The 22656-nt window shown below is 44.6% G+C and carries 19 protein-coding genes and 1 pseudogene; 4 read left to right on the top strand and 16 right to left on the bottom strand.

Annotated features, from left to right (window positions below; translation table 11 throughout):
- Positions 1-81 precede the first annotated feature (81 nt).
- Complete coding sequence (gene dndD / locus BJP34_RS16930; RefSeq protein ID WP_070396717.1) at positions 82-2082, bottom strand: DNA sulfur modification protein DndD; 2001 nt, start codon at positions 2080-2082, stop codon at positions 82-84.
- 369 nt (positions 2083-2451) lie between these two features.
- On the opposite strand from dndD, the gene BJP34_RS48985 reads away from it, so the two are divergent.
- On the top strand, positions 2452-2583 hold the full coding sequence (locus tag BJP34_RS48985) for a hypothetical protein (RefSeq protein ID WP_267876590.1): 132 nt from the start codon (positions 2452-2454) through the stop codon (positions 2581-2583).
- Positions 2584-2623: 40 nt separating this feature from the next.
- Here BJP34_RS48985 and BJP34_RS16920 read toward each other — a convergent pair whose 3' ends face one another.
- Positions 2624-3211 (bottom strand): DUF924 family protein, encoded by a 588-nt coding sequence (locus BJP34_RS16920; RefSeq protein WP_070393354.1) that lies wholly within the window; start codon positions 3209-3211, stop codon positions 2624-2626.
- Between the two features lie 21 nt (positions 3212-3232).
- The gene (gene dndC, locus BJP34_RS16915; protein ID WP_070393353.1) at positions 3233-4783 is read right to left on the bottom strand and encodes a DNA phosphorothioation system sulfurtransferase DndC; all 1551 of its coding nucleotides are present in this window, start codon (positions 4781-4783) and stop codon (positions 3233-3235) included.
- Between the two features lie 449 nt (positions 4784-5232).
- On the opposite strand from dndC, the gene BJP34_RS16910 reads away from it, so the two are divergent.
- Positions 5233-6834, top strand: coding sequence for a DGQHR domain-containing protein (locus tag BJP34_RS16910; RefSeq protein WP_070393352.1), 1602 nt, complete (start codon positions 5233-5235; stop codon positions 6832-6834).
- Between the two features lie 156 nt (positions 6835-6990).
- On the opposite strand, the gene BJP34_RS16905 is transcribed toward BJP34_RS16910, so the two are convergent.
- From BJP34_RS16905 to BJP34_RS16895, 3 genes are all read right to left on the bottom strand, one after another.
- Positions 6991-7470: a DNA phosphorothioation-associated protein 4 gene (locus BJP34_RS16905; protein WP_070393351.1), complete on the bottom strand. Its 480-nt coding sequence runs from the start codon at positions 7468-7470 to the stop codon at positions 6991-6993.
- Positions 7471-7630: 160 nt separating this feature from the next.
- A complete protein-coding gene (locus BJP34_RS16900; protein WP_229424411.1) occupies positions 7631-9298 on the bottom strand; it encodes a DUF4157 domain-containing protein in 1668 nt (555 codons plus the stop codon).
- A 58-nt stretch (positions 9299-9356) separates the two neighbouring features.
- Complete coding sequence (locus tag BJP34_RS16895; protein ID WP_229424410.1) at positions 9357-10568, bottom strand: RNA-guided endonuclease InsQ/TnpB family protein; 1212 nt, start codon at positions 10566-10568, stop codon at positions 9357-9359.
- Here BJP34_RS16895 and BJP34_RS45635 point away from each other — a divergent pair.
- Complete coding sequence (locus tag BJP34_RS45635; RefSeq protein WP_168166472.1) at positions 10560-10769, top strand: hypothetical protein; 210 nt, start codon at positions 10560-10562, stop codon at positions 10767-10769. The two genes, BJP34_RS16895 and BJP34_RS45635, sit on opposite strands and share 9 nt — an antisense overlap.
- On the opposite strand, the gene BJP34_RS16890 is transcribed toward BJP34_RS45635, so the two are convergent.
- From BJP34_RS16890 to BJP34_RS43510, 10 genes and pseudogenes are all read right to left on the bottom strand, one after another.
- Positions 10764-10946, bottom strand: a complete 183-nt coding sequence (locus BJP34_RS16890) for a hypothetical protein (RefSeq protein WP_149031016.1) — start codon at positions 10944-10946, stop codon at positions 10764-10766. The genes BJP34_RS45635 and BJP34_RS16890 overlap by 6 nt on opposite strands.
- 317 nt (positions 10947-11263) lie before the next feature.
- Positions 11264-13654, bottom strand: a complete 2391-nt coding sequence (locus BJP34_RS37030; protein ID WP_202972106.1) for a DUF4157 domain-containing protein — start codon at positions 13652-13654, stop codon at positions 11264-11266.
- A gap of 216 nt (positions 13655-13870) precedes the next feature.
- On the bottom strand, positions 13871-15724 hold the full coding sequence (locus BJP34_RS16875) for a DUF4157 domain-containing protein (protein WP_070393346.1): 1854 nt from the start codon (positions 15722-15724) through the stop codon (positions 13871-13873).
- Positions 15725-15926: 202 nt separating this feature from the next.
- Complete coding sequence (locus tag BJP34_RS40005; protein WP_158517263.1) at positions 15927-16181, bottom strand: ISAs1 family transposase; 255 nt, start codon at positions 16179-16181, stop codon at positions 15927-15929.
- A gap of 526 nt (positions 16182-16707) precedes the next feature.
- The gene (locus tag BJP34_RS37025; RefSeq protein ID WP_083305221.1) at positions 16708-17016 is read right to left on the bottom strand and encodes a transposase family protein; all 309 of its coding nucleotides are present in this window, start codon (positions 17014-17016) and stop codon (positions 16708-16710) included.
- Positions 17017-17241: 225 nt separating this feature from the next.
- Positions 17242-17406, bottom strand: coding sequence for a hypothetical protein (locus tag BJP34_RS43520; RefSeq protein ID WP_158517262.1), 165 nt, complete (start codon positions 17404-17406; stop codon positions 17242-17244).
- Between the two features lie 48 nt (positions 17407-17454).
- Positions 17455-18498 (bottom strand): annotated as a pseudogene (locus BJP34_RS37020) (IS630 family transposase).
- 295 nt (positions 18499-18793) lie between these two features.
- Complete coding sequence (locus BJP34_RS16850) at positions 18794-20368, bottom strand: DUF4157 domain-containing protein (protein WP_070393344.1); 1575 nt, start codon at positions 20366-20368, stop codon at positions 18794-18796.
- 411 nt (positions 20369-20779) lie between these two features.
- Positions 20780-22012 (bottom strand): DUF4157 domain-containing protein, encoded by a 1233-nt coding sequence (locus tag BJP34_RS43515; protein ID WP_070393343.1) that lies wholly within the window; start codon positions 22010-22012, stop codon positions 20780-20782.
- A gap of 61 nt (positions 22013-22073) precedes the next feature.
- Positions 22074-22241 (bottom strand): hypothetical protein, encoded by a 168-nt coding sequence (locus tag BJP34_RS43510; protein WP_158517261.1) that lies wholly within the window; start codon positions 22239-22241, stop codon positions 22074-22076.
- A gap of 123 nt (positions 22242-22364) precedes the next feature.
- On the opposite strand from BJP34_RS43510, the gene BJP34_RS37015 reads away from it, so the two are divergent.
- Positions 22365-22646, top strand: a complete 282-nt coding sequence (locus BJP34_RS37015) for a hypothetical protein (protein ID WP_083305220.1) — start codon at positions 22365-22367, stop codon at positions 22644-22646.
- Positions 22647-22656 lie beyond the last annotated feature (10 nt).

Raw genomic sequence — 22656 nt, 5'->3', positions numbered from 1 at the left:
CTTCCAGAATTAATTAATTCAAAATTTCTGATTTTCTTTATTTTGAAGTTTTAATTTTGAATTTTGAATTACCCAAAGGGGTCATGCCGTGACCTGTTTTGAGTAGAAGTAACCCGATTCCACGGTTGTCCGATGTTTGGCTGGGTCATAATTTAGGAGATACTGTTGTGCGATCGCATCAGCGTCTCGTAATTGTTTAGCTTCGACCTTACCAATTTCCGTATCTGTAGACAGCAGAATCACCTGATGGGAGGCGGCGGGGAAGTAGCGTTCCACTAGGTTGCTGCGATGGGAGGAGTCCAATCGTCCGAGGGGGGTATCAATTGCTACCGGTAGATTACGTCCAGAAACACGGGCGAGTCCCCACAATAATGCGATCGCTAATAATTGCTTTTCCCCAGCGGATAGACGATGTTTCGGTACAAGTTTTCCTTGTAGGTCGTACAGGGATAGGCTGAAGCTGTTGGTGTCGATGGCAACTCGATGGACTAAGTCAGATTTATGGAGGAGATAGAGGAAGCATTCGGTTACCTCATGCTCTAATTTATTCAGTTTTCTCAGAGTTAACTGTTCCCGGAAAACCTTAAGGCTCTGTTGGACTTTAGCAGATGCTGCAAGCATATGCTGATCATTTTTGCGGTCAATGGTTTCTTCACCATACCTGGCTAAGTCTTTTTTAGTTTGTGCGATCGCATATCCTAATTTATCACAGCGGCGTTTGGCGATTTCGTAAGCTGCTTGAGCTTGAGCCAATTCCGTTTGTGCCTGTTTTAGTGCATTTTCGAGTTCTTGATAAGATTCCGGAGGAGCAGCTGTTGCTAGTTGTCGTTTAGTAGCATTAATATCTGCTTCCATATTTTGGCGCTTAACTAATTGTTCCTCAGCTAATTGCTTTTGAGTTGGTTGGTAGTAAGTCAGGAGATTAGTTAGGGAATGAAACATTTCTTCCTCAGCTCCTAACCAAGCGTCTTGACCATCTCCAGCCTCTTGCTCTATTTGTTGATTTTCTTTTTCCAAGAACACTTTAATTTTATCAAATTTTTTAGCAGGCAACTTCAGGGAATTCAATAAATCTACCAGACGTTGATCACGCTGTTGTAAAATATCTCTAGCTAGTTTGGCCTGTGATGCCTGCGATTCTTTTTCTGCTTGAGCTTGAGCTTGGGTGAGTAGGGGTTCAATTAACGATAGTGGCAAAATACCAGCTGCTAATTCCCTCATCTGTTCACGAATTTGTTCAGCTTTAGTATTGTAGTGATTGAGTTGACTCTCTAGTTGGTTCCGTTGGGCTGCTATTTTACCACCATCACAGACAAATTTATCAAAAGCTTGTTGCTGTTTTTCCCTGGTTTGTTCTAGCTGCTCTTGAATACTCGCTAACTCTTGTTTAGCTAGTTCATAGTCTGATTGTTCAGAGGAGAGCTTTTTTTCGATATCTTCCAAATTAGCCAGTTGCTGTTGATTCGCCATAGATTTGCGTTTGCGCGTCACTAAAATATCAAGGTCAATGGCTAAGCGGTCAGCAAGTTCTAGACCAAGTAATGATCGAATCGCTTCCACAACAACCGGGGGTGGTGCTTCCACTTCTGCTAGTTCTTTAACCTGTTCCCCATCAAAAAGAAATAGGTTTGATATTCCTAAGGGCAACAGATTTTCAATGTACTCGTCCCAAGTATTGGTTAGGGCAGAATCCAGCCAGTCTCCCTCTAAAATGCCTAAGTTATCCTTACCATCTTTCGGTTTTTTTGTCCAAGTGCGTACAATCCGATACTCCATGGGCTGGTCGTTCTCGATATGTTCAAAAACTAATTCCACTCGGGTGTTGTCAATGGGTAAGGCATTGCGATTGACTGACTGAGTTAGAAAGTCGCTATAACTCAAATTGCCACGGGTGGAACATTGAGCGCGGTGTCCATATAAAGCCAGACGAATCGCATCCATCATAGTGGTTTTACCGCCACCATTCATACCACCGACTAGAATAATAGGTCGAGAGTTATCATCCCTTTTTGGACAGAGATTGATCACCTGACGCCCGAGATAGGGGCCAAAGTTTTCTAGGACAAGTTCAAGGAAAATCACAGGATTTATCAAGTATGAATTTTATAGGGAACAGGGAACAGCGGATCTGGGAATCGGGAATCGGGAATCGGGAATCGGGATCGGGAATCGGGAATCGGGAAGGAATCGGGAATCGGGACGGGGAATCGGGAATCGGGAAAAGGAATCGGGAATCGGGAATCGGGAATCGGGAATCGGGAATCGGGAATCGGAANCGGAATCGGGAATCGGGAATCGGGAATCGGGAATCGGGAATGGGAATCGGGAATCGGGAATCGGGAAGGAATCGGGAATCGGGAATCGGGAATCGGNAAAAGAGAAAAAAGTAGGTGTACCTCATAACTATGATAAACGTTATATTTGCTGTTAATCGTTTACCGTTAAATCTCAATGATTAAGTACCTATATAAAAATAAACCTCACTATATTAACTTATATAAAGTTTGCAAAAGTATCTCTGCTCCCTGCTCCCTGCTCCCTGCTCCCTGCTCCCTGCTCCCTGCTCCCTATTTCAACAGTTAATTTGACTTTTGTCCGACTACTTAACTGTAAATAATTAACGCTAAAATGATGAACCGGGCAGCTTTATAAATTCCTCTTCTTCTGGAGTATTAACCCGACCAAGGATTTTATTACGATGGGGAAAGCGACCAAAACGTTCAATCACTTCTAGATGACGATAGGCATAATTAATGGTACTGGCACTATCGGGGTCATCTTTAAGAGTCGAGAATAATTCAACACAGTAGCGCTGATGTTCGAGATTTTCGCTATGCTCAAACGGTAAGTAGATAAACCAGCGCTGGACTGGTAACAGTTCTTTGTCAAAGGCTCGATCAATAGCATACTGGCCAGTAGACAAGGCTTTGGAGTCAGTGGCAAACGCTTGGGGTTGACCCCGAAACATATTACGAGGAAACTGATCGAGTAAGATAATTAGCGCTAGGCAGCTATAGGGTGATGTTTGCCAGTTATCTAACTCCCCAGACGCCGCCTGTTGATAGATGTCGAGGAAACGCGATTGCATTTCTTGGTCAAAGTCTGGGTTCTTAGTAAACCAGACTTTGCGGGATTTGCCATAATCGGGTTCATCCGGTTTACCAAACCAGAAATTTAATATCTCATGAAATCTATCCAAAGCCTCTATCATAAGTTACTCCAGTTTTAAGGATTACGAATTGTGGACTGGAAATTTCAAATTTCCCCAAGCCAGCTGCTTGACAGTGTCAACATCCCCTTCATCAGCAGCCGTTTTTAAATCTCGTTTCAAGTGAGCATTAGCGATCGCATCTTCTTTAGACCGAGAACTAGTATCAAAGCATCGCTCCAAAGCCTCATAAATACCAATACGGCGAGACCTAGTCACATACTGGCGTTCTGTGTCTAGCAGTTTTGCCATTAGTTCGAGATGCATAGCATCATTGTCACAGATTTCTTCTAAGACCTGCCACTCATCACCACCAAGCAGACGGTTTTCAGCGCCAGGACGGATGTCTTTGAAGGGTTCGCCAGTAACTTCTTCATAGATACGGGGCAAACTGTCGTCAAATTCGTGTTTTTCTTCTAGCCAGATGCGACGAATCTCACTAAGTTCCTCTCGACTAATCAACGTAATGTCCCGCATATTTTCTGGACAATTCTGACGAATTTCAGTTTCAACAGTAAGCAATTTTCTCAGCCAATACTCCCGTGCTTCTTTGGTATAAGGACCAGGAATTGGCTCAACAGAGATTTGTCCATCTAAATTCCGTTCATACAGTTGGACATTACCATTGCTACGTCTAAAATCTCGTCGCTCACGGTTTTCTCCAGGCTCCAACTCCTTGCGCAAATCCAGTAGAGGTTCCAGCCATTCCTTCTCTTCGTCATTATCAATCATCGCTGTCAGGGATTTATCCTGACTGACTAGTGTACAAACCCAGCAACCAAAACGAGAGCTACCACAACTAGGAGTAGACGTATCTACAACTAATGGACATTCATTATCAGCACTAGCCCCTCGATACATAGCAAATAACTCTTTATTGCTGTATTCCCAGGGATTTTGCCATTGCATGAGATAGAGCCAAACCTCATCATTTTGCCAATCTTCAATGGGGCTATAAACCAACGAGTTTGGTAAATTGATATTAGGACTTAGACGAGCACGTACTCGCTTAGCTTCCATTTTTTTCATGCGTCTTGCCCGTTGTTGGCTTTCAGCTTTGCGAGTGCCTAAAACAACAATAGCCTCTCCACTAGATCGGATAACATTCCTAATAAAACGGTTAGAGGGTTTAATTTTCAAACGCTCAGTACACCAGCGAAATTTACCCCGTGGGGCTGGGTAACCTTTGCCAATTAAACTTACCCAGTAGGTTTCTTTCACCTCCGGTTGTAAGAGATGGGGTTCAAAGGGCAATCTTTGAGCTTCAGCTGCCAACTTAATCTGTTTTAGGGAATTACGAACCCAAGCTGAAACAATGGGATTCTCTACTAATGTGTCTGTAGTTATGACATAGATAGTTTTAGTTCGCTGTTCTGGTGGCAGAGCTGCGATCGCATTCCATACCAGCTGTAGAGTTGCGGTGCTATCCTTGCCACCACTATACCCTATCACCCAGGGAATTGCGTCTAAGCAGTACAACTGTTGAATTTCAGTGGTCAGAGCAGTGATCTCCTCCACCAGCTCAGCCACAGTGCGATTTTTTGGCTTATTTTCTGAGAGTTTTACCTGATTCATCAGTCTTCACGGCAGTAGGGAAACCCCCTCTAGGCAAGAGCGGGCTGCTGACTCTCTGCTAAGACAAGGCTTGGCAGATTGGTCCATAGTTCGAGCTTATCCCAAGTTTTGAATAAAATTTCTTGACAGTGGATCTAACGTTTTTCTTTATAAATTGGTATGCTAGATAGTTTTACTGTATCCAACCCCGAGTATAGGGAAATCAGCTAATTTGATCGTTAAAAACTTGTGCTAGTGTTAAAACTATTGGTTCTTCGGAACCTGGTGTGTTGGATAAAACCCTGTAGCCGTCATCTGTTAATTGATTGCGAGATTTGAAGTCAGTTTTGAGCAGTTTTAGCCTAAAACACCACGCAGCATAGGTTTCAGAGATTTTTTACATACTACGTTCGGAAGAACCAAAATAGTTATCGATAGCTTCTACAACGCAGCATTATGGGTTTAAAACTATGGTGATCAAAACTGAAAATCATCCCAATGACCTCGCGAAGCAAATTCTTGAACAAGAAAACCAAGATCGACAGGCACTGGCGTTATTGCTCGATAGGCATCTGGCGAGAAACGACCAAATCTTGGTGCAGAAAACTCAAATGGGAACTACAGAGGCATTTATTGGCTCAGTTACTCTGGAATGGTTAGCGATTCGCGTCCGCTACGCCTCCCAACTGCCGCTATTTCAACAAAAGTTTGATCAACAAACAAACAATATCGTCAGAGATGCCGATACCATCGAAGCGCTTCAGCAGCGTCCCCTTGATTGGTCACGTCAAGCTGCTCTGGCTCAATATCTAGCAGCCCGCAAAACTCACAAGTTTCCCCCAGTCCTGGTAGTGCTTAGCTCTGGGTGGGTAGATAATGCCCAAGCTGCTCAGTGGGATAAGAATCAACGCGCTCGGCAGTCGGCAGCTGAGTTTACCAGTTTAGATAAAGATCGCACAGTCGGACTGCTTGATGTTTCAGACCATGTTTCAATTTTTGCCTTAGACGGTCAGCATCGACTGATGGGAATCCAGGCTCTGATGGAATTAATTAAAATTGGTACGCTCCAGAAATATAGCAAAGGGAAAAAGCCAATCGGCTCCTTGATTACAGTGGATGACTTGATTGAGGAGTATCACATCTCCCCAGGTTATCTGCAAAGTCTAGCGACAGAAAAAATTGGTATTGAGTTTATTCCTGCTGTCGTTCAGGGAGAAACCCGTGAAGAAGCACGGCGACGGATCCGCTCGATCTTTGCTCACGTCAATCTGATGGCAGTAAGGTTGAGCAAAGGACAACTAGCGTTGCTCAATGAAGACGATGGCTTCTCAATCGTTGCTAGAAAAATTGCCATGACTCATCCTCTGCTGAGGGAGATGGAAAATCGTAATCCTCGGGTTAATTGGGATAGCGCTACGGTTTCCGCTAAGTCAACAGTCTTGACTACGTTACAAGCTCTCAAACATATATCTGAGCTGTATTTGGGCTACCAATTCTTTCACTGGAAACCCTGTGAGAAAGGTCTAATTCCCATGCGTCCTGAAGATGAAGAGCTAGAAATGGGAACTAAAACATTGACAGAGCTTTTCGACTATCTCGCTAGTTTACCCAGCTATCAAAAGCTCGACCATGGAAAAGAAACACCACAGCTGCGTCGGTTTAACCATGAAAGGGGTGGAGGAGAAGGAAACATGCTATTCCGTCCAGTAGGACAAATCGCCCTCGTTCAAGCTTTGGGTATCCTAGTATTTAACAAGGATTTCTCCCTCAAAGCGATCTTCGACAAACTTCAAAAATACGATGGTTCGGGTGGCTTTAGTCAGATCGATCACCCACAATCCCCTTGGTACGGCATTTTGTATGACCCAAATCGAAAGCGAGTGCTAGTTTCTGGACGAGAGTTAGCCTCCAAAGTGATGTTATATCTTTTGGGTGGTGTTACAGAGCGTATGGAACGTGCTCAACTGCGCATCGCTGTGGCTAATGCCAGGAGTGTTGGCAAAGATCAAGGGATCAGCTTTGAGGGCAAATTTGTGAAACTGAAGGAGGTAGGATTACCACCTCAGTTGTAACAGAATTAGTGACAGCGCCTACACTTCCCTATCCCGTAAGTGTAGGCGCTAAGCTGATGCGCATTTAAATTGGTTTTTCCCGATTCCCGATTCCCGATTCCCGATTCCCTTTGAGCAATTTAGGTATCCCAATCTAAATACTGAACAGCTTAGCTGTCACAAAAATCGACTCAAATCAAACTCCTGTTGCTCATTTTCTTTATATTCTTTCTTCTTATACCTATCATTATTTAAAATTAACAAAAGTCGCTCGGAATAGTCTACTGCTCCCCGCAACTCATTGCGCAAAATATCAAGCCCTCCATTGGCATACTCCTCAAAAATATAGATGCGTTTTTCCTCAGACTCTTTATCGATAGAGGAAAGAATTTTAGTATCCTTAATCTCAGCGATCGCAATTAATTTAATTACTACCTCATATCCCCTTGATACAAAAATTTCCAGTCCAATCGGACCAGGCTCTCGTTTAGAAATTACCTTCAGGGGCGATCGCTTTTTATGCTTTACTCCTAAAGCAGCTGCAAACACCATCACATCAGCATAAGTCTGAAACGGTCCAGTTTTTCCATCGGAAGCGGTTAGGTCTTTCACCAAAGCCGCCTTATCTTTAGCAACCCTGATTCTGTTTCCAGCCATTCTCTTGGTGTCTAGTTTTAATAAATCTTATGCACAAGGCTAAGCGCAAAAAGCCTAAAGTGCATCAACTTATTTAATATACCATAAATATAGCGTTTTTTGCAGTTATGAGGTACACAGTTTTGTTTCACTATTGCCTCTTGCCTCTTGCCTGCTCCCTCTATTGCCTCCTCAACCACCCTTGATACATACGTTCGTTTCGTTCTACACGCTCTTTATTGCGAGGTGCTTCGACCAACTCTATCAAACTGTTTAGATATTCAAGTTCTTCGACGGCCTTTGTCAGCTCCTGTTGCCCCTGAGCAATAACCAGTTCCTTTTCCGTTGTCTCACTTACACCTATTGTATCTAGAAAGCTTTCAAATTTTCCTGGTTTTAACTCTTTTATTCCTTTTTCGAGCTTTTCTATTGTCTTTTCAATTTTTTGACGATTAGTATACAATGATTGGACACCCTCTTTGAATATACGTGCCAATAAAATGCGCATTTTCGGTTCTTGCTCTAGATAACCTGCAAGTTCCTGTAGGTGGCTTACATCAAACTCCGAACCCGCTGTCTTGATTTGTTCATTAACATATTCTGTCATCTTGGTAATTGTCTCTGGTCTGATATTTGCTACATCTTGATTCGTTCTAACGTTTTTGAGGGGGATGATTACTCCTAAGCGGATTTTGTTGTCTACTATAAACTGACGTTGTTTCTCATACTCTTCAGCCTTTTGAGCGTTACTGGCTTTTTCTGTTTTGCGTTTAGTCTTACTTTCCCCTGATTCGTATAGTTTCTTGAACCCCTTCTTTTTGTTGGACTTATGCTCTTGCTCTCGGTAGAAAGATGCATTTCGATTAAGTTCTCTAATATGTTCCCCTAGCTGTTTTCCTGCTATTCCCTCAGGACTTTGATCACTAGTTTCAACGTCTATGGTGGCAATTTGAGTTATAATCTCATGAAGCTTTTTCTCTTCCTCAAGAATTTCGAGCATTTTATCGCAGTCTTGTTTTAAACCTGCTCCCACAGTATTTAACTGTTCTCGCAGCTGATCGAATTCCTCTGGATAGAGCCCAGTAAGGGATGCCCGAAATCCACTCAGACGCTCTTCTTGCTCTTGAGTGCGAAGCTCTTCCTTTTGGGCACGAAGTTCATCTACAGTAATACCCTGCTCTCGGGCTTCGACTCTATCGCTAATGGCGTCACGAGTGTACTGACTGCGAAACTTTGAGGGGTCAAGTCGATCTTTTTTCTTTTTGCGATCGTCATCCCCATTGCACTGTACTATTTGTCGCTGCACTGTCCCAGCATTCTGCTGCACCACATGGGTCAATTCATGGGCCAACAACTCTTGTCCTCCCTGACTCCCCGGATCGTAGGCTCCCTGCCGAAAGAAAACATCCTGCCCCGTTGTGAAAGCCTTTGCCTGCATCGATTGATTTAACTGATCCGATTGCCCATCAGTGTGAACTTTCACTCCACTAAAATCTACACCACCAAATGCTTTCTCCATTGGTTCTCTAATCCCCTGGGAAAGTGGTTGTCCACTACCTCGCGATCGCGTGATCGAAGATTCCAGTTCTGGGGTTGTGGTCATCCCTTCCCGATCACCCTTAAGCTGAAGCCTTGGTTTCCTTTGCAGTTCCTCTTCTACTTCTCGGTTTTTCTGTCGAATCAGGGTTGACTGCTGTTGGAGTTGAGCTGACTGTGACCCATGAAGCTGTTGCACCACCTGCTTTGCTACCCGATCGGCTTCGAGTTCGTACTTATCACCAGCAGGTCTAATTTCTAGCTTAGCTTGCACTGGCATGGCAGTGTGATTGCTGACGGGTATTTGGATCAAGTCCAGTGTGACATCCTCCCGACGCTGACCCTACGGGTACAGCGCGGGCTTCCAAACCTCACAGTTTGGCATTCCTAGTTTTTCTCTTGCGAGGTTTTGCCTCTGACCTAGACGGAGGAAACTCCGTCCCCGGCAGACCGACTGCATAGGCGTTTTCTCTTCCGCAGAGTCCCTGGGTACTAATGAGTTCTAGACCACGCAATCTGATTACTTCCGATGCTGCATGATCTCGATCTGTTTCATATCCACAAACATCACACTTATGCACTCGTTCGGAAAGTTTTTTCTTTCCCGTGTGCGTACCACACTGAGGACAGGTTTGAGACGTTCCATCCGGGTTGACACGGGCAAAGTAGACCTGATGCTTATGGGCTACCCATTCGAGCAAATTGAGAAACTGACCGAAAGCTGCATCCAAGGTATGCTTTCTCAGCATACCTCTCGACATAGCCTTCAAGTTCAAATCCTCAACAAACACCATCCCAATACCTTCCTTAGTACACAGATGGTTAGCCAGTTTGAACTGCCAATCTTTCCTCACGCTGGCAATGTGGTTGTGGAATTTGGCCACCTTGATTCGAGCCTTTTCGCGGTTCAATGAGCCTTTCTTCGTTCTGGCATACTTGCGTTGCAGCAATTCCAGCTGGCGGTACAAGCATGTCAGGAATCCGGGCCATGCAATAAACTCTCTATCCGAGGTTGTCAAAAACTTCTCCAATCCCAAATCAATACCTATAGCGTCTCCGTGAGGTTGAGGGTCTGGTATCGATATGTCAGACTCTATCGTCAGTACTACGAACCACCTATCTGCCTTCCTCAACACCCTTACTTGTTTAACCACAAACCCGAATGGAATGGGTCGGTGCAAGTTGATGGGGATCTTCCCCACCTTGGGCAAAGCAATCTGCCAACCCGTAATCGGATGGGTTTTGAATTGAGGAAACACCATGGACTTGATTTGTCCAAACTTCTTGAAGCGTGGAAAGCCAAACCCTCTTTGTTGGAAATAATTCCAAGGGTCGTGCAGTCTACGAATTGTAGTTTGCAGAACTTGAGAAGGGGCTTGTCCCAATTGAGGAAATTCTTTCTTCGCTTTGGGAAGTGCGTTTTGCTGGTTGTAGTAGGTGGGAAATGGCTTGTCGGCTGGAATGATGTATTCTCGTTTGAGCGAACAATAGTCCAAACTACATTTGCGCGAATTCACCCAATCTTTGATTTCTCGCAAAGCATAGTTGTACACCTGGCGAGAGATTTCGAGCCAATGCAGCATGGTCTGCTCTTGGTTGCTGTCGGGGTAAATTCGGTAGCAGTAGTTGATCATAGTCGCCATACTAGTAATTCTAACACAGAACTACTGTTCTATAAACTTACATCTGTTGCCGATTTGACCGGGATTGACCGGATCAAATCGGCTTGGGGGAGTCCATGTATCCCGACGCTCATCTTTTCAGATAGAGCGCGGGACTTATAGCTCCCCCAAACCCCCTCGACAGTTAAAGTTTGAGCGATCACCGGCTGGGGATTCTGTTTGGACTTGGGGTGTCAATGGTTTAGGGGGTAGCGTACGCACTGCAGTTCGTTGCAGTATCCAGTTGTCGGTGTCCTTCTGGGGGGACTGGCTTCTTCTGTTAACATATTGACGAGTCATTTTTTCCATTTTCCTTTTCTCTATCACACCTACAATAGTAGCGATCGCACTTGACAATTAAGACAGTCGCTACGAGGCTAGATTGAGTGGACTAGTCCAAGTTATTCAAATAAGCTACTTTGTACTACATAAGACATTGATACTCTTTGTTGAAGTTCTTGTAAAAACATTTTCATTATTGTCTCCTGCTCATGTAGTTTGTGTTTTACAAGGTACATTATATCAGTCATTTTTCGATCTATAACGTTCCCTATTTCAGGGTCTGATGTTTTCAATCGGTTTCCCATATCAATGATCTCATTCGTCATTTCCATCAATCACTTATTTTGAGCTGAGGGTGATGGCTGTATATGCTCTTCTTTGATTTTAAGACTATTGGGTATCATTGCCTGTGGCCTGAACAAATCCTTTAAAATTAACAGCATTAACGCATCACCACGAAGTTTACTAAACTTTTCACCCAGGGCAGGGTTAACCTCCTTAATTCGTGCTACTTCCAGTCCCGCTCTGTTTGCCAAACCTGGAATAATATCTCCAGCTACCAATACATTATTAAATAATCTATCTGGGAATTCTAATGTTCTGTTAGCTCCTGTATAAATCTGTTTACTATCTTTATCTCCACTTGCTTGAGGAACTACTGCTGAAAATGCCTGGATCTTTTCACTATCTGTCATTGAGCTCATCTCATTTATATCTTTCTCGCTTAAAGGACTTAGTCCAGGTTTAAACTCCCGTACCTTCTCTGTAAAATCAGGCTTTTTCCCCTGCTGTTCTTTTTCTCGAGTAGGTAACCACGATGTATGCTCGTCACTTCCCTTCTTAGCCACGATATTCGGATACTCACGTTGGGCAAAATCACTTAACATGATCCAACCATTTTCTAGTAAGCCAGACTCCTTTATAGGAATCGAGATTCGGGCCGGTTCAGCATTGGAATCTCCTCCCCCAAACCTTGTATTTCGAAGAGGTGCATTGGGGGATTCAATGAAGAAGAAAATAAATCCACTGTTTGCAAGACCGAGGTCATCATAAGGACTTGTATTATGTTTGAATGTAGGGATATCTTTCTCAAGCATTATTTTTGATTTCATTCCTCCGCCATCCAGCATTGCCCTTGCACGCATAGAGGTGGTGTAGTGGTTTACAACAGCATTTGATAGTGCCTCAGTGGCTGCTTTCACGAAATTGATATACCATTGCTCATTTGCTAGTTTCATCTTAGATTTATCAGATTTAATTGACTTGACATTCAGTCTAGATAACTCTTCAAAGTAGGCCTTTCCTGTTTTCCCCAATTTCTGGGTACTATGATCAAAAGATTCTTGTGACCATAACATTCCCTCGTCTGTCATTTGTTTGTAAGGGCTTGACGGTTCGGCACTGTATTCTTCCAATCGTCTGGCTTGTGTATCAGTTACTTCTCTCTCGTTTTCCAATATTTCTTTAAATTGACTATGCTTAACCTTGTCATTATCTGTAAGGGTTTGGCTGTTAGCCAGTAACCAGTTACTTAGGTCTATTAACATCGCCACTATTTCCTGATCTTGAATGCGAGGCCTGCCATCTTGAGAACGGTCATAGTCGTTTATTTTTTTAAATAGAGCTTTTAAATTCGGATCGTAATTCCTCGCATCCCCAATTTTTTTCATTGCCCAACGTAACAAAGGATCTAACTGAGTCATCAACTTTTTGTCGCCCTTGCACTGTATGGTAGCAGTTCCTGTGCTGTCAGATTTAAGTAAATTCCTACTGTTTGCATGTGGATGTTGCGTAGCCTTATTCCCGAATATATCGGCTTCTTTCTCCAACCCCGCATCATCATTTATTTCTACTCCCTTCATTTGCATTGTCGGTTTTACCCTTCCCTGCATCTGCTGGACAACGTGCCATGTTTCATGGGGTAAATGTTCCTCTTGTCCCGGAGCTACATGAATCTCTGTCCCTTGGGTGTAAGCTAATGCCTGTAACTGGGCAGGTTTGGGCGAATTATAATGAACTCTTACATCATCAAGGGCATATCCTGATAGGTTTTCAACCCCTGCTTTGAGTTTATCTGGTAATCCGGTTTTATTCGGGATAGGTGGGTTAATCTGGTCGATGATTGGGGATCCTACTCGGTCAACTTCAAGTTCTGACTTGTCCCCAGCTTCACCAATGGCAAGCTTCGCCTGTACTAAATTCTGATCAAACCAATTGCCAATTAACTCCTGGGAAAGTCCCCGAAACATTGCCTGACGCTGGATTGGTTGCCCACTACCTCGCGATCGCGCGATCGAAGATTCCAGTTCTGGGGTTGTGGTCATCCCTTCCCGATCACCCTTAAGCTGAAGCCTTGGTTTCCTTTGTAGTTCCTTTTCTACTTCTGGGTTTTTCTGTCGAATCAGGGTTGGCTGCTGTTGGAGTTGAGCTGACTGTGACTTATGAAGCTTTTGCACTACTTGCTTCGCCACCCGATCGGCTTCGAGTTCGTACTTATCACCAGCAGGTCTAATTTCTAGCTTAGCTTGCACTGGCATGGCAGAGCGATCGCTTACTGGTATTTGCGTCAAGTCCAGTTGAATGCCTGATCGATCACCGGCTGGGGATTCTGTTTGAGGTGTCAAAGTTTTTACTGGTAGCGATCGCACTGCAGTTCGTTGCAGTATCCATTTGTCCGCATCCTTGTGGGGAGACTGGTTGGTTTTCCGAGCATATTGACGAGTCATTTTTTCACCTTTTTTCAGCAAGTTATAGCTATTGGTATTGTAAACACTATTACCAACTTTTGTGAAATTTATGTTTCGGTAGCATCCTTAAATATCACAACTTAAATATCACCAAAAATATCAATCATCATCCCGAAAATGCGTGACACTCAGACGATTTCGCCTGCTATGGGGTATGGTTCTTACCACTGAGCGACTAACCACTACCCGATATTTCTATGACACGACAAATGATAGAACAGCACCAATGAATGCCCCTGTTTTCAGGTTTTCTCGATGCCAAGTTATCGCTTCTTTTTTAGTTCCATACATCCTGAAGAAGAAAAGTGGGTCGCCACCAGAGAGCTTATTCTTATTCTTCTCCTCCCGACGAGCATAGTTTTCCATAGTAATGTAGTCCGATCCGCTCTTCGCCACCACCGTGCCAAAATGATACATAAACGTATTCTCTTTATCCCGGCTCGCCGCTTCTTCAGTAGTAGTAGCGCTAATAGTCACAATCGCATTACCGAGATCGGGATTCATATACTCATTAACATTAGCTTCTTGTAAGAGACCGTCCATCTTATCTTTCGTCGATGGATCTCCCATGAATTTTCTAAATTCTAGACTTAATTCACTGACCAATTTTTCATACTCCCCTACCGCACTCATATCTTTCGCACATATTTTCATCACCGTCGTTAGTTGTTCTGCATATTTATGTCTGCCATCAGTGATTTTATCTAATACATCAGCCAAAACTACATTCACCTTCGTTGTCGCATCTGCCTCTACGCCTGGCTTCCCTGAAACGAAATCTGCCATCTCATTACAACGTTGAGGCGTTCTGACATTTGTTCCTTGGACGCTAGGGGACTTTCCGGTACTGACATATGGTTCAACTTGATATAATTTTTTCTCTTTTGAGCCACTAACCACAAGCAAGTATCGATTGGTTCTTTTGAAAGTAACTTTTCCACCCTGACGTTTGAGGAGCTCATTTGCCGAGTCTACCAGCGCTTTTGTTGCAAAAAAGTTTTTTGGTTCATCTGATGTATCTTCAATAGCCAGATCGCAATTATCGGAAATCTTTAAGTCCGCTTCGCTTCGATGAACTAAGTTTGGTAAATAAGTTCCTTTTTCATCTCTTTCATTGCTCAAAAAACTTTCATCTACTTCCGTCTGGCTTGTAAAAAATCTCTCGTCTTCAGTCCCATCTTTATCTTGAAACAAAAATTTTCTCTTTTTCTTAGCTGGGTATTCTTTAGATCCTTTTTTTATTTCTGTGTATCGCTGAATTGTGGGCACATTTTGCAAGTGTAGCCTTAAGTTTGTGGACTTTTCTTGTTCTTCCTTTTTGTGTTGAAGTACCCCCTGCACCACACCTCCATTCTGCTGCACCACATGGGTCAATTCATGGGCCAACAACTCTTGTCCCCCCTGACTCCCTGGATCGTAGGCTCCCTGCCGAAAGAAAATATCCTGCCCCGTTGTGAAAGCCTTTGCCTGCATCGAGTGATTTAACTGATCCGATTGCCCATCAGTGTGAACTTTCACTCCACTAAAATCTACACCACCAAATGCCTTTTCCATTGGTTCTCGAATCCCCTCGGAAAGTGGTTGCCCACTACCTCGCGATCGCGCGATCGAAGATTCCAGTTCTGGTGTTGCGCTCATCCCTTCCCGATCCCCCTTAAGCTGAAGCCTTGGTTTCCTTTGCAGTTCCTCTTCAACTTCTTGGTTTCCTTCTCCTTGAAGGGTTTGCCTTTGTTGGAGTTTCCCAGACTGTGATTGATGAAGCTGTTGCACCACTTGCTTAGCTACCCGATCGGCTTCGAGTTCGTACTTATCACCAGCAGGTCTAATTTCTAGCTTAGCTTGCACTGGCATGGCAGAGTAATTGCTAACGGGTATTTGCGTCAAGTCCAGTTTAAGACCTGAGCGATCGCCTGCTGGGGATTGTGTTTGGGGTGTCAAAGTCTTAGCGGGTAGCTGACGCACTGCACTCCGTTGCAGTATCCAGTTGTCAGCGTCCTTCTGGGAGGACTCGTTACTTTTGCGAACATATTGATAAGTCGATTTTTCCATTTTCCTTTTCTCTATCCCACCTACAAAAGTAGCGTTCACACAGGTCTAACAGAACTTCCCCCTAGAAAAAATGGCGTTGCTGAATCAAGGAATGAATGCGCGATCATCTGGTTTTGTTAAAGCCCCCGTTGGTCCCCCAACTTTGGGGGACTTTGAGAGTTTTGTTCCCCCCAAAATTGGCAGGGCTGTTTCATTCCCAAAATTATTGCAAAAGTGCCAAAAGTGTGGGGATGTTGTTGCTAATTAATCTTTGAGCAATAGTCATAGATGAAAAACCGTTACTACGTAGGATATTAATGACAATGCTACGAATAATGGACATATTGGCAGGAGCGTGGGCTCCTGTGATGGATGAACGGTCTTCTTGAAAAACCACATCCAAAGACCAATGCAAGCGATTTTCAATTCCCCAATGTCCACGAATGCCTTGTGCGAAAATCTCAGCATCAGCGACCAAACTACTGATTTAGTAAGCAACCATTACATATGGTTGTCTACCTCGCTGCGGAAGTTCTTTCAACCTTAATCAGGGTTTTTAAGCCAGTCCATTGGTTAGTGATACCAGTCAAATCATCAAACACACTGACAGGTCTTTTGGTGAGGCGACCATGTTTTTTCTGCGGTTATGAGTTGTCAGGGGCGCTGCCGATTGTGTATTGACTTGAATCTGTTGATAGAGCTTGGGCTGATTATTTTTTACGGCAATGGCATAATGATTCCCACTGTTGATAATTAACTCGCAGGTTTTTTTTGGCAGTGTAGAGAATCCAAGCTCAACACTGCTTGTTCTAAGTGAAGTGTTTTAATCAAAGCTTGAACTGTACTGATTTCACTGCCATGTTTGTTCTCGAACTGATTTTGAGTTAATACTAAACCCTGATCATGAGTGAACACCGAGACCACGCAAATAAAATTATGATATTTCGTGTTGCTATTTCTCACTGTGCCTCTAATACTTTTGCCATCAATGCGTGAGCCTTTGTTTAGGACTGATTTGGATATACGATGGATGCCCAACTTTGAAAGACCTTGGCAAAGTTATCAAAATCTATACCCATCATGACACGACGTATGGTGGAGTAAGATGGCACACGCCCTTTTGGTATTTTTAAGGCTTCGATTAAATCTTCTCGGTGACGTTGTGCGAAATCTCCCAGGGCACGGTAACCCAAGTATCCACTCATGGTTCCCATGATCACTATTAGTAGTACCACCCACAATGGATGTCGTCTTCCGTCAGTTGTACGAAAATCCCTGACTTCACCGAGTCTTTCAATCAAAGAATAGCTCATTTTTTTAATTATCTTACCACATTCTCTTAGTATATGGGCTTTCTGAGGGAATGAAACAGCCCTGCCAAAATTGGGGGGCTAGGGGGGCAAAACCATACCCAGAATCAGCAACGCCAAAATAATGGTAAGTTTTATTTAGAGAGGGGCGAGGAAAACCGTGGAACGCATGCTGGATAAGGTCAGGTGGCTTTATGAGCACGGTGCGTTTGTTGGGCACATTCTGTCTTACCTCTCTTTTTGGGGGCGTTGGGTGCGATCAGGTTTGCAGACGGTTGTTGGGGTTCGCGATCGTTCTGCTTTTGAGGGTTTGGGTGGTGCGTCTCGCTGTCGTGATCGCACCCGACCATGAGCAGCGAGCATGCTTGTGTCAACAGCTCCGAGTAATATCAAGTTCGGATGATTACTTATAATTAGATTTCGCGGGTTTTCGGCCACCACTTAAAGCAAGTCAGCCCCCCAATAAGCGTCTTGCTGACCCAGCAATTGCTGACAACGATAGACCAATTTTTCCTCGTTCGGAGTTGATATTTTTGGGGGAATGATTGGCCACAATCTCGCGTTTCCAGCGGCCACAACCGTTCCGCCGGTTGCAACTGAGTCGAATGTGACGGTAGCTCAAACAGATGAATGCCAACAGGTAACACCACATCTTTAGCGATGTGCCATCCCGCTTGGTCTACTACTAGTAACACTCGTAAATTGCACGCCCCATTGAAATTCTCGGGCAAAATCTGCTAATACAAGGGTTGAACAGTTGTGTATTCACAAATGGCAAAAGCCACCAATAGGTTTCTCCCGACTCCGGGTGAACAAAAGCATAGACCCACAACCACGCTCTTTTGATGTTTAACCTGGGCAATCGGTTGGTCACCATCTTGTGTCCAGACTCGACGCATCACTGGCAGTAGCCCCAAACGATGTTCGTCCATTCCCCACACCTCAATATCTGCGATCGGGTATAAGACATGAAGATATGCCAGCTCTAAAGGTCATTTTTTTTCCACTGCTGTTGGCGGGAGTTTGGAAGTTTCCTGATGTTGGGGTCATTGGACTATAGCGCGATAACCCATGTCCCGAAGATACTCCCATCCTCGATAACGGCTAATCCGAACTCCTGTCAATTGACTTAAGCAATCAGCTACCTTTCGACCGTTCCATAACCCTCCATCAGGAGCCGGTCCGGTTAAGACTTGGCACAGTTGTGCAAGTTGTAGATAATTTATTTGAGTTGGCGAACCCGGATTTGACTGTCGTTGATCCCCCAAAGCATTTGGTCCGTGCTGGTTATAACGTCGCAGAAGTTGGGTTTTTCCAAATTCGGCTATAACCAGTAACTTGAGCAACTGTTGCTGGAGTTTTCCCATCGGCAAGTAGCCAGATGATTTGATAGTGACTCCGTTCCACCGAGGAGGTGATTGCCCGGTAATGAGAGTAGAGTTCCTCCGAACTCAAATGGGATTCAACAGTGACGGTTTTTGGCATAGCGAGTGGCAATGCAATGTTTTTTCAGAGGAAGGGAAGCTTAATTATAACTAATTATCCGAACTTGATATAAAGCACCTTTCCGTGACTAGCGAGCAGGGTCGGTTCGGGTTACCTCTTTGTTCTACACTACCGAAAACACGAGCACTTTGCCATTTCCTCCAAACTTCGGGGGCTCTTTTCTTTTCCGTTTCTCTTTTTGATTTTTGGGTTTTTGCTCCAAAGCTCGAGTTTGGATCTTCGCCCGGAATTTTTTTTAGATCACAGTTTTTTCTCTCTTGAACTTACAGGGGTCTTAGGAAAATATTTGTTTTTCGTCCCAATTTACTACCGCCACCTCTGATATTGCTACCTGTTTATTTTTATTATCTACTACTCGCAACCGAAATCTCCAAGACCCTCCCGTCAGATTCCCCGGCCATTGTATACCATCCGTGAAATTGAACTCCCTATAACCCTCTTTGTCCGTTGTATATCGCTCCTTGACATCGCCTGCTCGCACCCCCGTTTGGCTGAGATCCTCCACAAAGTTGCTGGCTACCCCCTCTTGAACTTGTAGTGCTCCATGTCCCACTGGTGCGACTGGTGCATCCCAAGCTATTTCATAATGCACTTGATCCTCAGGGCGCAACCCCGTCGCTTTTGCTTCTACACTCGCTTCCGATCTATCGAGATTCTGATCGTAACCACACCCGTTCAACGTACAGGTCGCTTCCCTCTGCGGTCCTTTTTCCTTCCCAAGTACAGCTCCCATCAGCTGTGTTACTATGGGTTTTTGGGGTTGGATTGTTCCCGTCCCTTTTGTTATTTCTGGGCTGGCCTGCTTGCTATATGGTTGGCTGTAAATTTCCTTTTTGTCTCCAGGTCTTGATTTAGCCATCCCTTCCTTTGATGTTCTTCCTCCCGTCCCTCCTTCCGATTTCTGCATTACCTTCTCCCCCTGCGGCGACACGACCTTTTTCCCTCTCCTCAAGGTGCCTTGGATGACCTTTTCCTCAGTGAATTCTCGATCATTATAACGGGTTGGATTTGTATTTCCCCTCTTCACAGCGCATACATCCGCTCCTACCGCATCCGCCGCTGGCGAGACGTCCTTTTTTGATCTTCTGTCATCTCGTTGCATCTGCAAAGCTCGCTGTCCCATCATATCTGCCTCACGCTCCAATCCCCGATCGCCATTCACCCCATAACCATTCACTTCCATAGTCGCTTTCACCCGACCCTGCATTTGCTGCACCACATGCCATGCCTCATGGGGCAAATGCCGCTCCTGTCCCGGCCCAACTTCGATCGCTTGCCCTTGGGTGTAAGCATGGGCATTGAGTTGGGCGGGTTTGGGGGAGTTGTAGTTAACGCGCACCCCTGAGAGGTCATAGCCAGACATACTTTCTATTCCTGCTTTGAGGCGATCGGGCAACCCTGTATTGTTTTCAGTTTTCTTTCCTTCCTCCTGGCGCTGGACTGGGGTTTCGAGTTCACTCAGTCCTCCTTCTCGTTGGGCTACTGGCATTCCCTTAGCCCCGAGGGGTTGCACCTGCCCATTACCATGCAGCTTTGGCGAATTCACGAGATTTTCCTTTCCTACTGCATGTTGTGGTAGTTTCCCTTGCCACCTCTGGGATTCTGTTTCCTGTGAACCTCTGGTGGGCACTTTCCCTAATGCCTGCAATGGGGAAGGTTCAGCAGAGTAATTACTCACAGGTATCTGCATCAAGTCCAGTTGAATACCTGAGCGATCGCCCGCTGCAGTTTCTGTTTGAGGTGTCACAGTTTTTGCTGGTAGCTCACGCACCGCACTCCGTTGCAATATCCAGTTGTCGGTGTCCTTCTGGGGGGACTGGTTGGTTTTCCGAGCATATTGACGAGTCATTTTTTCGATTTTCCTTTTCTGAGTTCTTCCTAATAAATAATAATAGTAGCGATCGCACGGTTTATCACAAATAGTTCTTTGTTGGTTGTTCGCGTCCGCACTCCGACAATGGATCTTTCAATTCTGTGATTCCCTACTCTTTATTTTTGATTTTAATTGGTCCGATTTTGTTGATATGTTTATTTTGAGTTGGATGGAAGTTTGCCATTGTCACTTCGATATGGTCAGCGAAAGCGGGTAAATGCGCCTTCTGCAAGTGTGCTGGCATATTGGGAAAATCACTCTTTGCTGCTTTTTTCGAGCTCACATTTATAGCAGTCGAAGTAAAGCTTAAGACATCTTCTGCTCCCTGCTCCCTGCTCCGAAGTCCCTTTCAACCAAAAGACTATGTCCTAAACTATACTTCCCTTGCTATACTTGGTATTCAACATACTCATTTGCTTTGACATCATTTTTCAGGTGTTGCTCGATTTGTTTTTCATGGTCGTGATTAGCCGTTTTACCCAATGGGGTTAAATTCCGCAAATCATTTCCGGGACCTCCAACTTTTTCATTAAGCAGATGTCCTCGTACTATATGCTTTGTCCAATAGGGTTCCGTACCTGGCTTCGGCCACCATTTAGGGGCTACCGATGGACTAGATCCTTTCAGGTTGTCGTTGGGATCGACCACGCCATGGGCCGAGGTTCCACCTTCATATTTATCTAGCGGTCCAAAATCCATTGTTGTCTGGATCGCCCGTTGGTCATTAAATGCCAGCTTCCCTTTTTTATTAGATGGTCCGGAAATTACAGCAGTCGAACCTCGCTTTCTCGAATCAATCTTAGTCCTTTGAATTGTTCGGTTCGTCTGTGCTGGTAACTTCCCTGCATTTCCTGTTGATTTGTGCTTGACTCGTTCATCTTGGCTCTTATGGGGAATTGTTTCGACAAGGGGCTGCTTTCTTTGTGTAATATTAGATTCTGCCTCAGCCAATTCTGGAGCTTTTTTTTGTCCCTTGTTTAAATTGAATAAGCTTGCTTGTTTTCCCCTGATATCTGCCTCCCGTTCCAGTGCTGAATTATCATTCACTGCCATCCCCTGGAACTGCATCGTTGGTTGCACTCGCCCTTGTTTCTGCTGTACTACATGCCACGCTTCATGGGGCAAATGCCTTTCCTGTCCTGGTCCGACATGGATATCTGTACCCTGAGTATAGGCCAAGGCATTCAACTGGGCTGGTTTTGATGAATTGTAGTGAACCCGTACATCATCCATTAACATGCCTGAAAGGTTTTCTACACCAGCTTTGAGACCATTGGGCAGGCCAGTATTGTTTGGGGCTTCAACCTCAGCTACCTCCTGCACTGGGGTGTCTCCAACATCCGCTAGGTTCTGCTGGTGTTCTTTTAGTTGACAGACCCAGTTATGATTTCCCACTGAACCTGCCATCAGCTTTGGCTGCACCACTAGCGGATCTTGGTTGTGGACTGGTATTTCCATCAAGTCCATTGTAATGCCTGAGCGTACGCTAACTCCAGTTTCTGTTTGAGGTGTCAAAGGTTTAGGGGGTAGCTCACGCACTGCACTCCGTTGCAATATCCAGTTATCGGAGTTCTTCTGGGGAAACTCGCTGCTTCTACGAACATCATATTGACGAGTCATTTTTTTCCATTTTCCTTTTCTCTATCCCACCCACAAGAGTAGCGATCGCACGGTCACTTCATCAATAGTTCTTTGTTGGTTGAGAACGATTGCCCTTGGACAATGGAAAGGTTGCTGGGTAGTATAAAGCGATCGCCCAGGTGACCGTATAACTGTTGCCCAATATTTTATGGGATGAGGCTACGAGGGAGCAGGTCTTGCGTTGCAGAACATTTCTACTATGTCCCATGAGCGCAAGCTTAAACCCGGGGGCTATAGATAATAGACTTCGTGGCAGTTGTCGGGAACAGGGAACAGCGGATCTGGGAATAGTGGACAAGAATTGACGCAAAGCGATGCAGAGGTGCGACCCGTGGCGAATTTAATTCGCCAACGGAAAAAGCACCATTACGGTCTTGGGGGTTTCCACGGGGCTTACAAGGTGCGGACGCAGGTTCCGCACACAGCCCCTCCCCATGAGCGACTGCATCAAGAACACTATCAGCAATATTACTTTTCCAAGAGGTCTAATGTACAAATATTCATCCTGGACATGCTCCCCCTATTACCCATTACCCATTACCCATTACCCATTACCCATTACCCATTACCCATTACCCATTACCTATTATCCATTACCTATTACCCAAGCTAAAATATATGTA

Origin of the sequence: Moorena producens PAL-8-15-08-1 (assembly GCF_001767235.1) — a bacterium.
GTDB lineage: Bacteria > Cyanobacteriota > Cyanobacteriia > Cyanobacteriales > Coleofasciculaceae > Moorena > Moorena producens_A.
The sequence above is the reverse complement of the archived record's forward strand: the minus strand, read 5'-3'. Positions and strand labels throughout refer to the sequence as shown.

What these genes read in the sequence shown, in the direction of transcription:
- BJP34_RS16850 (WP_070393344.1), bottom strand. Translation starts at nt 20,368, where the DNA reads ATGACTCGTCAATATGCTCGGAAAACCAACCAGTCCCCCCAGAAGGAC.
- BJP34_RS45635 (WP_168166472.1), top strand. Translation starts at nt 10,560, where the DNA reads ATGCAGCATGGTCTGCTCTTGGTTGCTGTCGGGGTAAATTCGGTAGCA.
- BJP34_RS16910 (WP_070393352.1), top strand. Translation starts at nt 5,233, where the DNA reads ATGGTGATCAAAACTGAAAATCATCCCAATGACCTCGCGAAGCAAATT.
- BJP34_RS48985 (WP_267876590.1), top strand. Translation starts at nt 2,452, where the DNA reads ATGATTAAGTACCTATATAAAAATAAACCTCACTATATTAACTTATAT.
- BJP34_RS37030 (WP_202972106.1), bottom strand. Translation starts at nt 13,654, where the DNA reads ATGACTCGTCAATATGCTCGGAAAACCAACCAGTCTCCCCACAAGGAT.
- BJP34_RS16920 (WP_070393354.1), bottom strand. Translation starts at nt 3,211, where the DNA reads ATGATAGAGGCTTTGGATAGATTTCATGAGATATTAAATTTCTGGTTT.
- BJP34_RS16905 (WP_070393351.1), bottom strand. Translation starts at nt 7,470, where the DNA reads ATGGCTGGAAACAGAATCAGGGTTGCTAAAGATAAGGCGGCTTTGGTG.
- BJP34_RS16895 (WP_229424410.1), bottom strand. Translation starts at nt 10,568, where the DNA reads ATGCTGCATTGGCTCGAAATCTCTCGCCAGGTGTACAACTATGCTTTG.
- BJP34_RS16875 (WP_070393346.1), bottom strand. Translation starts at nt 15,724, where the DNA reads ATGGAAAAATCGACTTATCAATATGTTCGCAAAAGTAACGAGTCCTCC.
- BJP34_RS43510 (WP_158517261.1), bottom strand. Translation starts at nt 22,241, where the DNA reads ATGGGACATAGTAGAAATGTTCTGCAACGCAAGACCTGCTCCCTCGTA.
- BJP34_RS16890 (WP_149031016.1), bottom strand. Translation starts at nt 10,946, where the DNA reads ATGACTCGTCAATATGTTAACAGAAGAAGCCAGTCCCCCCAGAAGGAC.
- BJP34_RS43515 (WP_070393343.1), bottom strand. Translation starts at nt 22,012, where the DNA reads ATGACTCGTCAATATGATGTTCGTAGAAGCAGCGAGTTTCCCCAGAAG.
- BJP34_RS37025 (WP_083305221.1), bottom strand. Translation starts at nt 17,016, where the DNA reads ATGAGCTATTCTTTGATTGAAAGACTCGGTGAAGTCAGGGATTTTCGT.
- dndC (WP_070393353.1), bottom strand. Translation starts at nt 4,783, where the DNA reads ATGAATCAGGTAAAACTCTCAGAAAATAAGCCAAAAAATCGCACTGTG.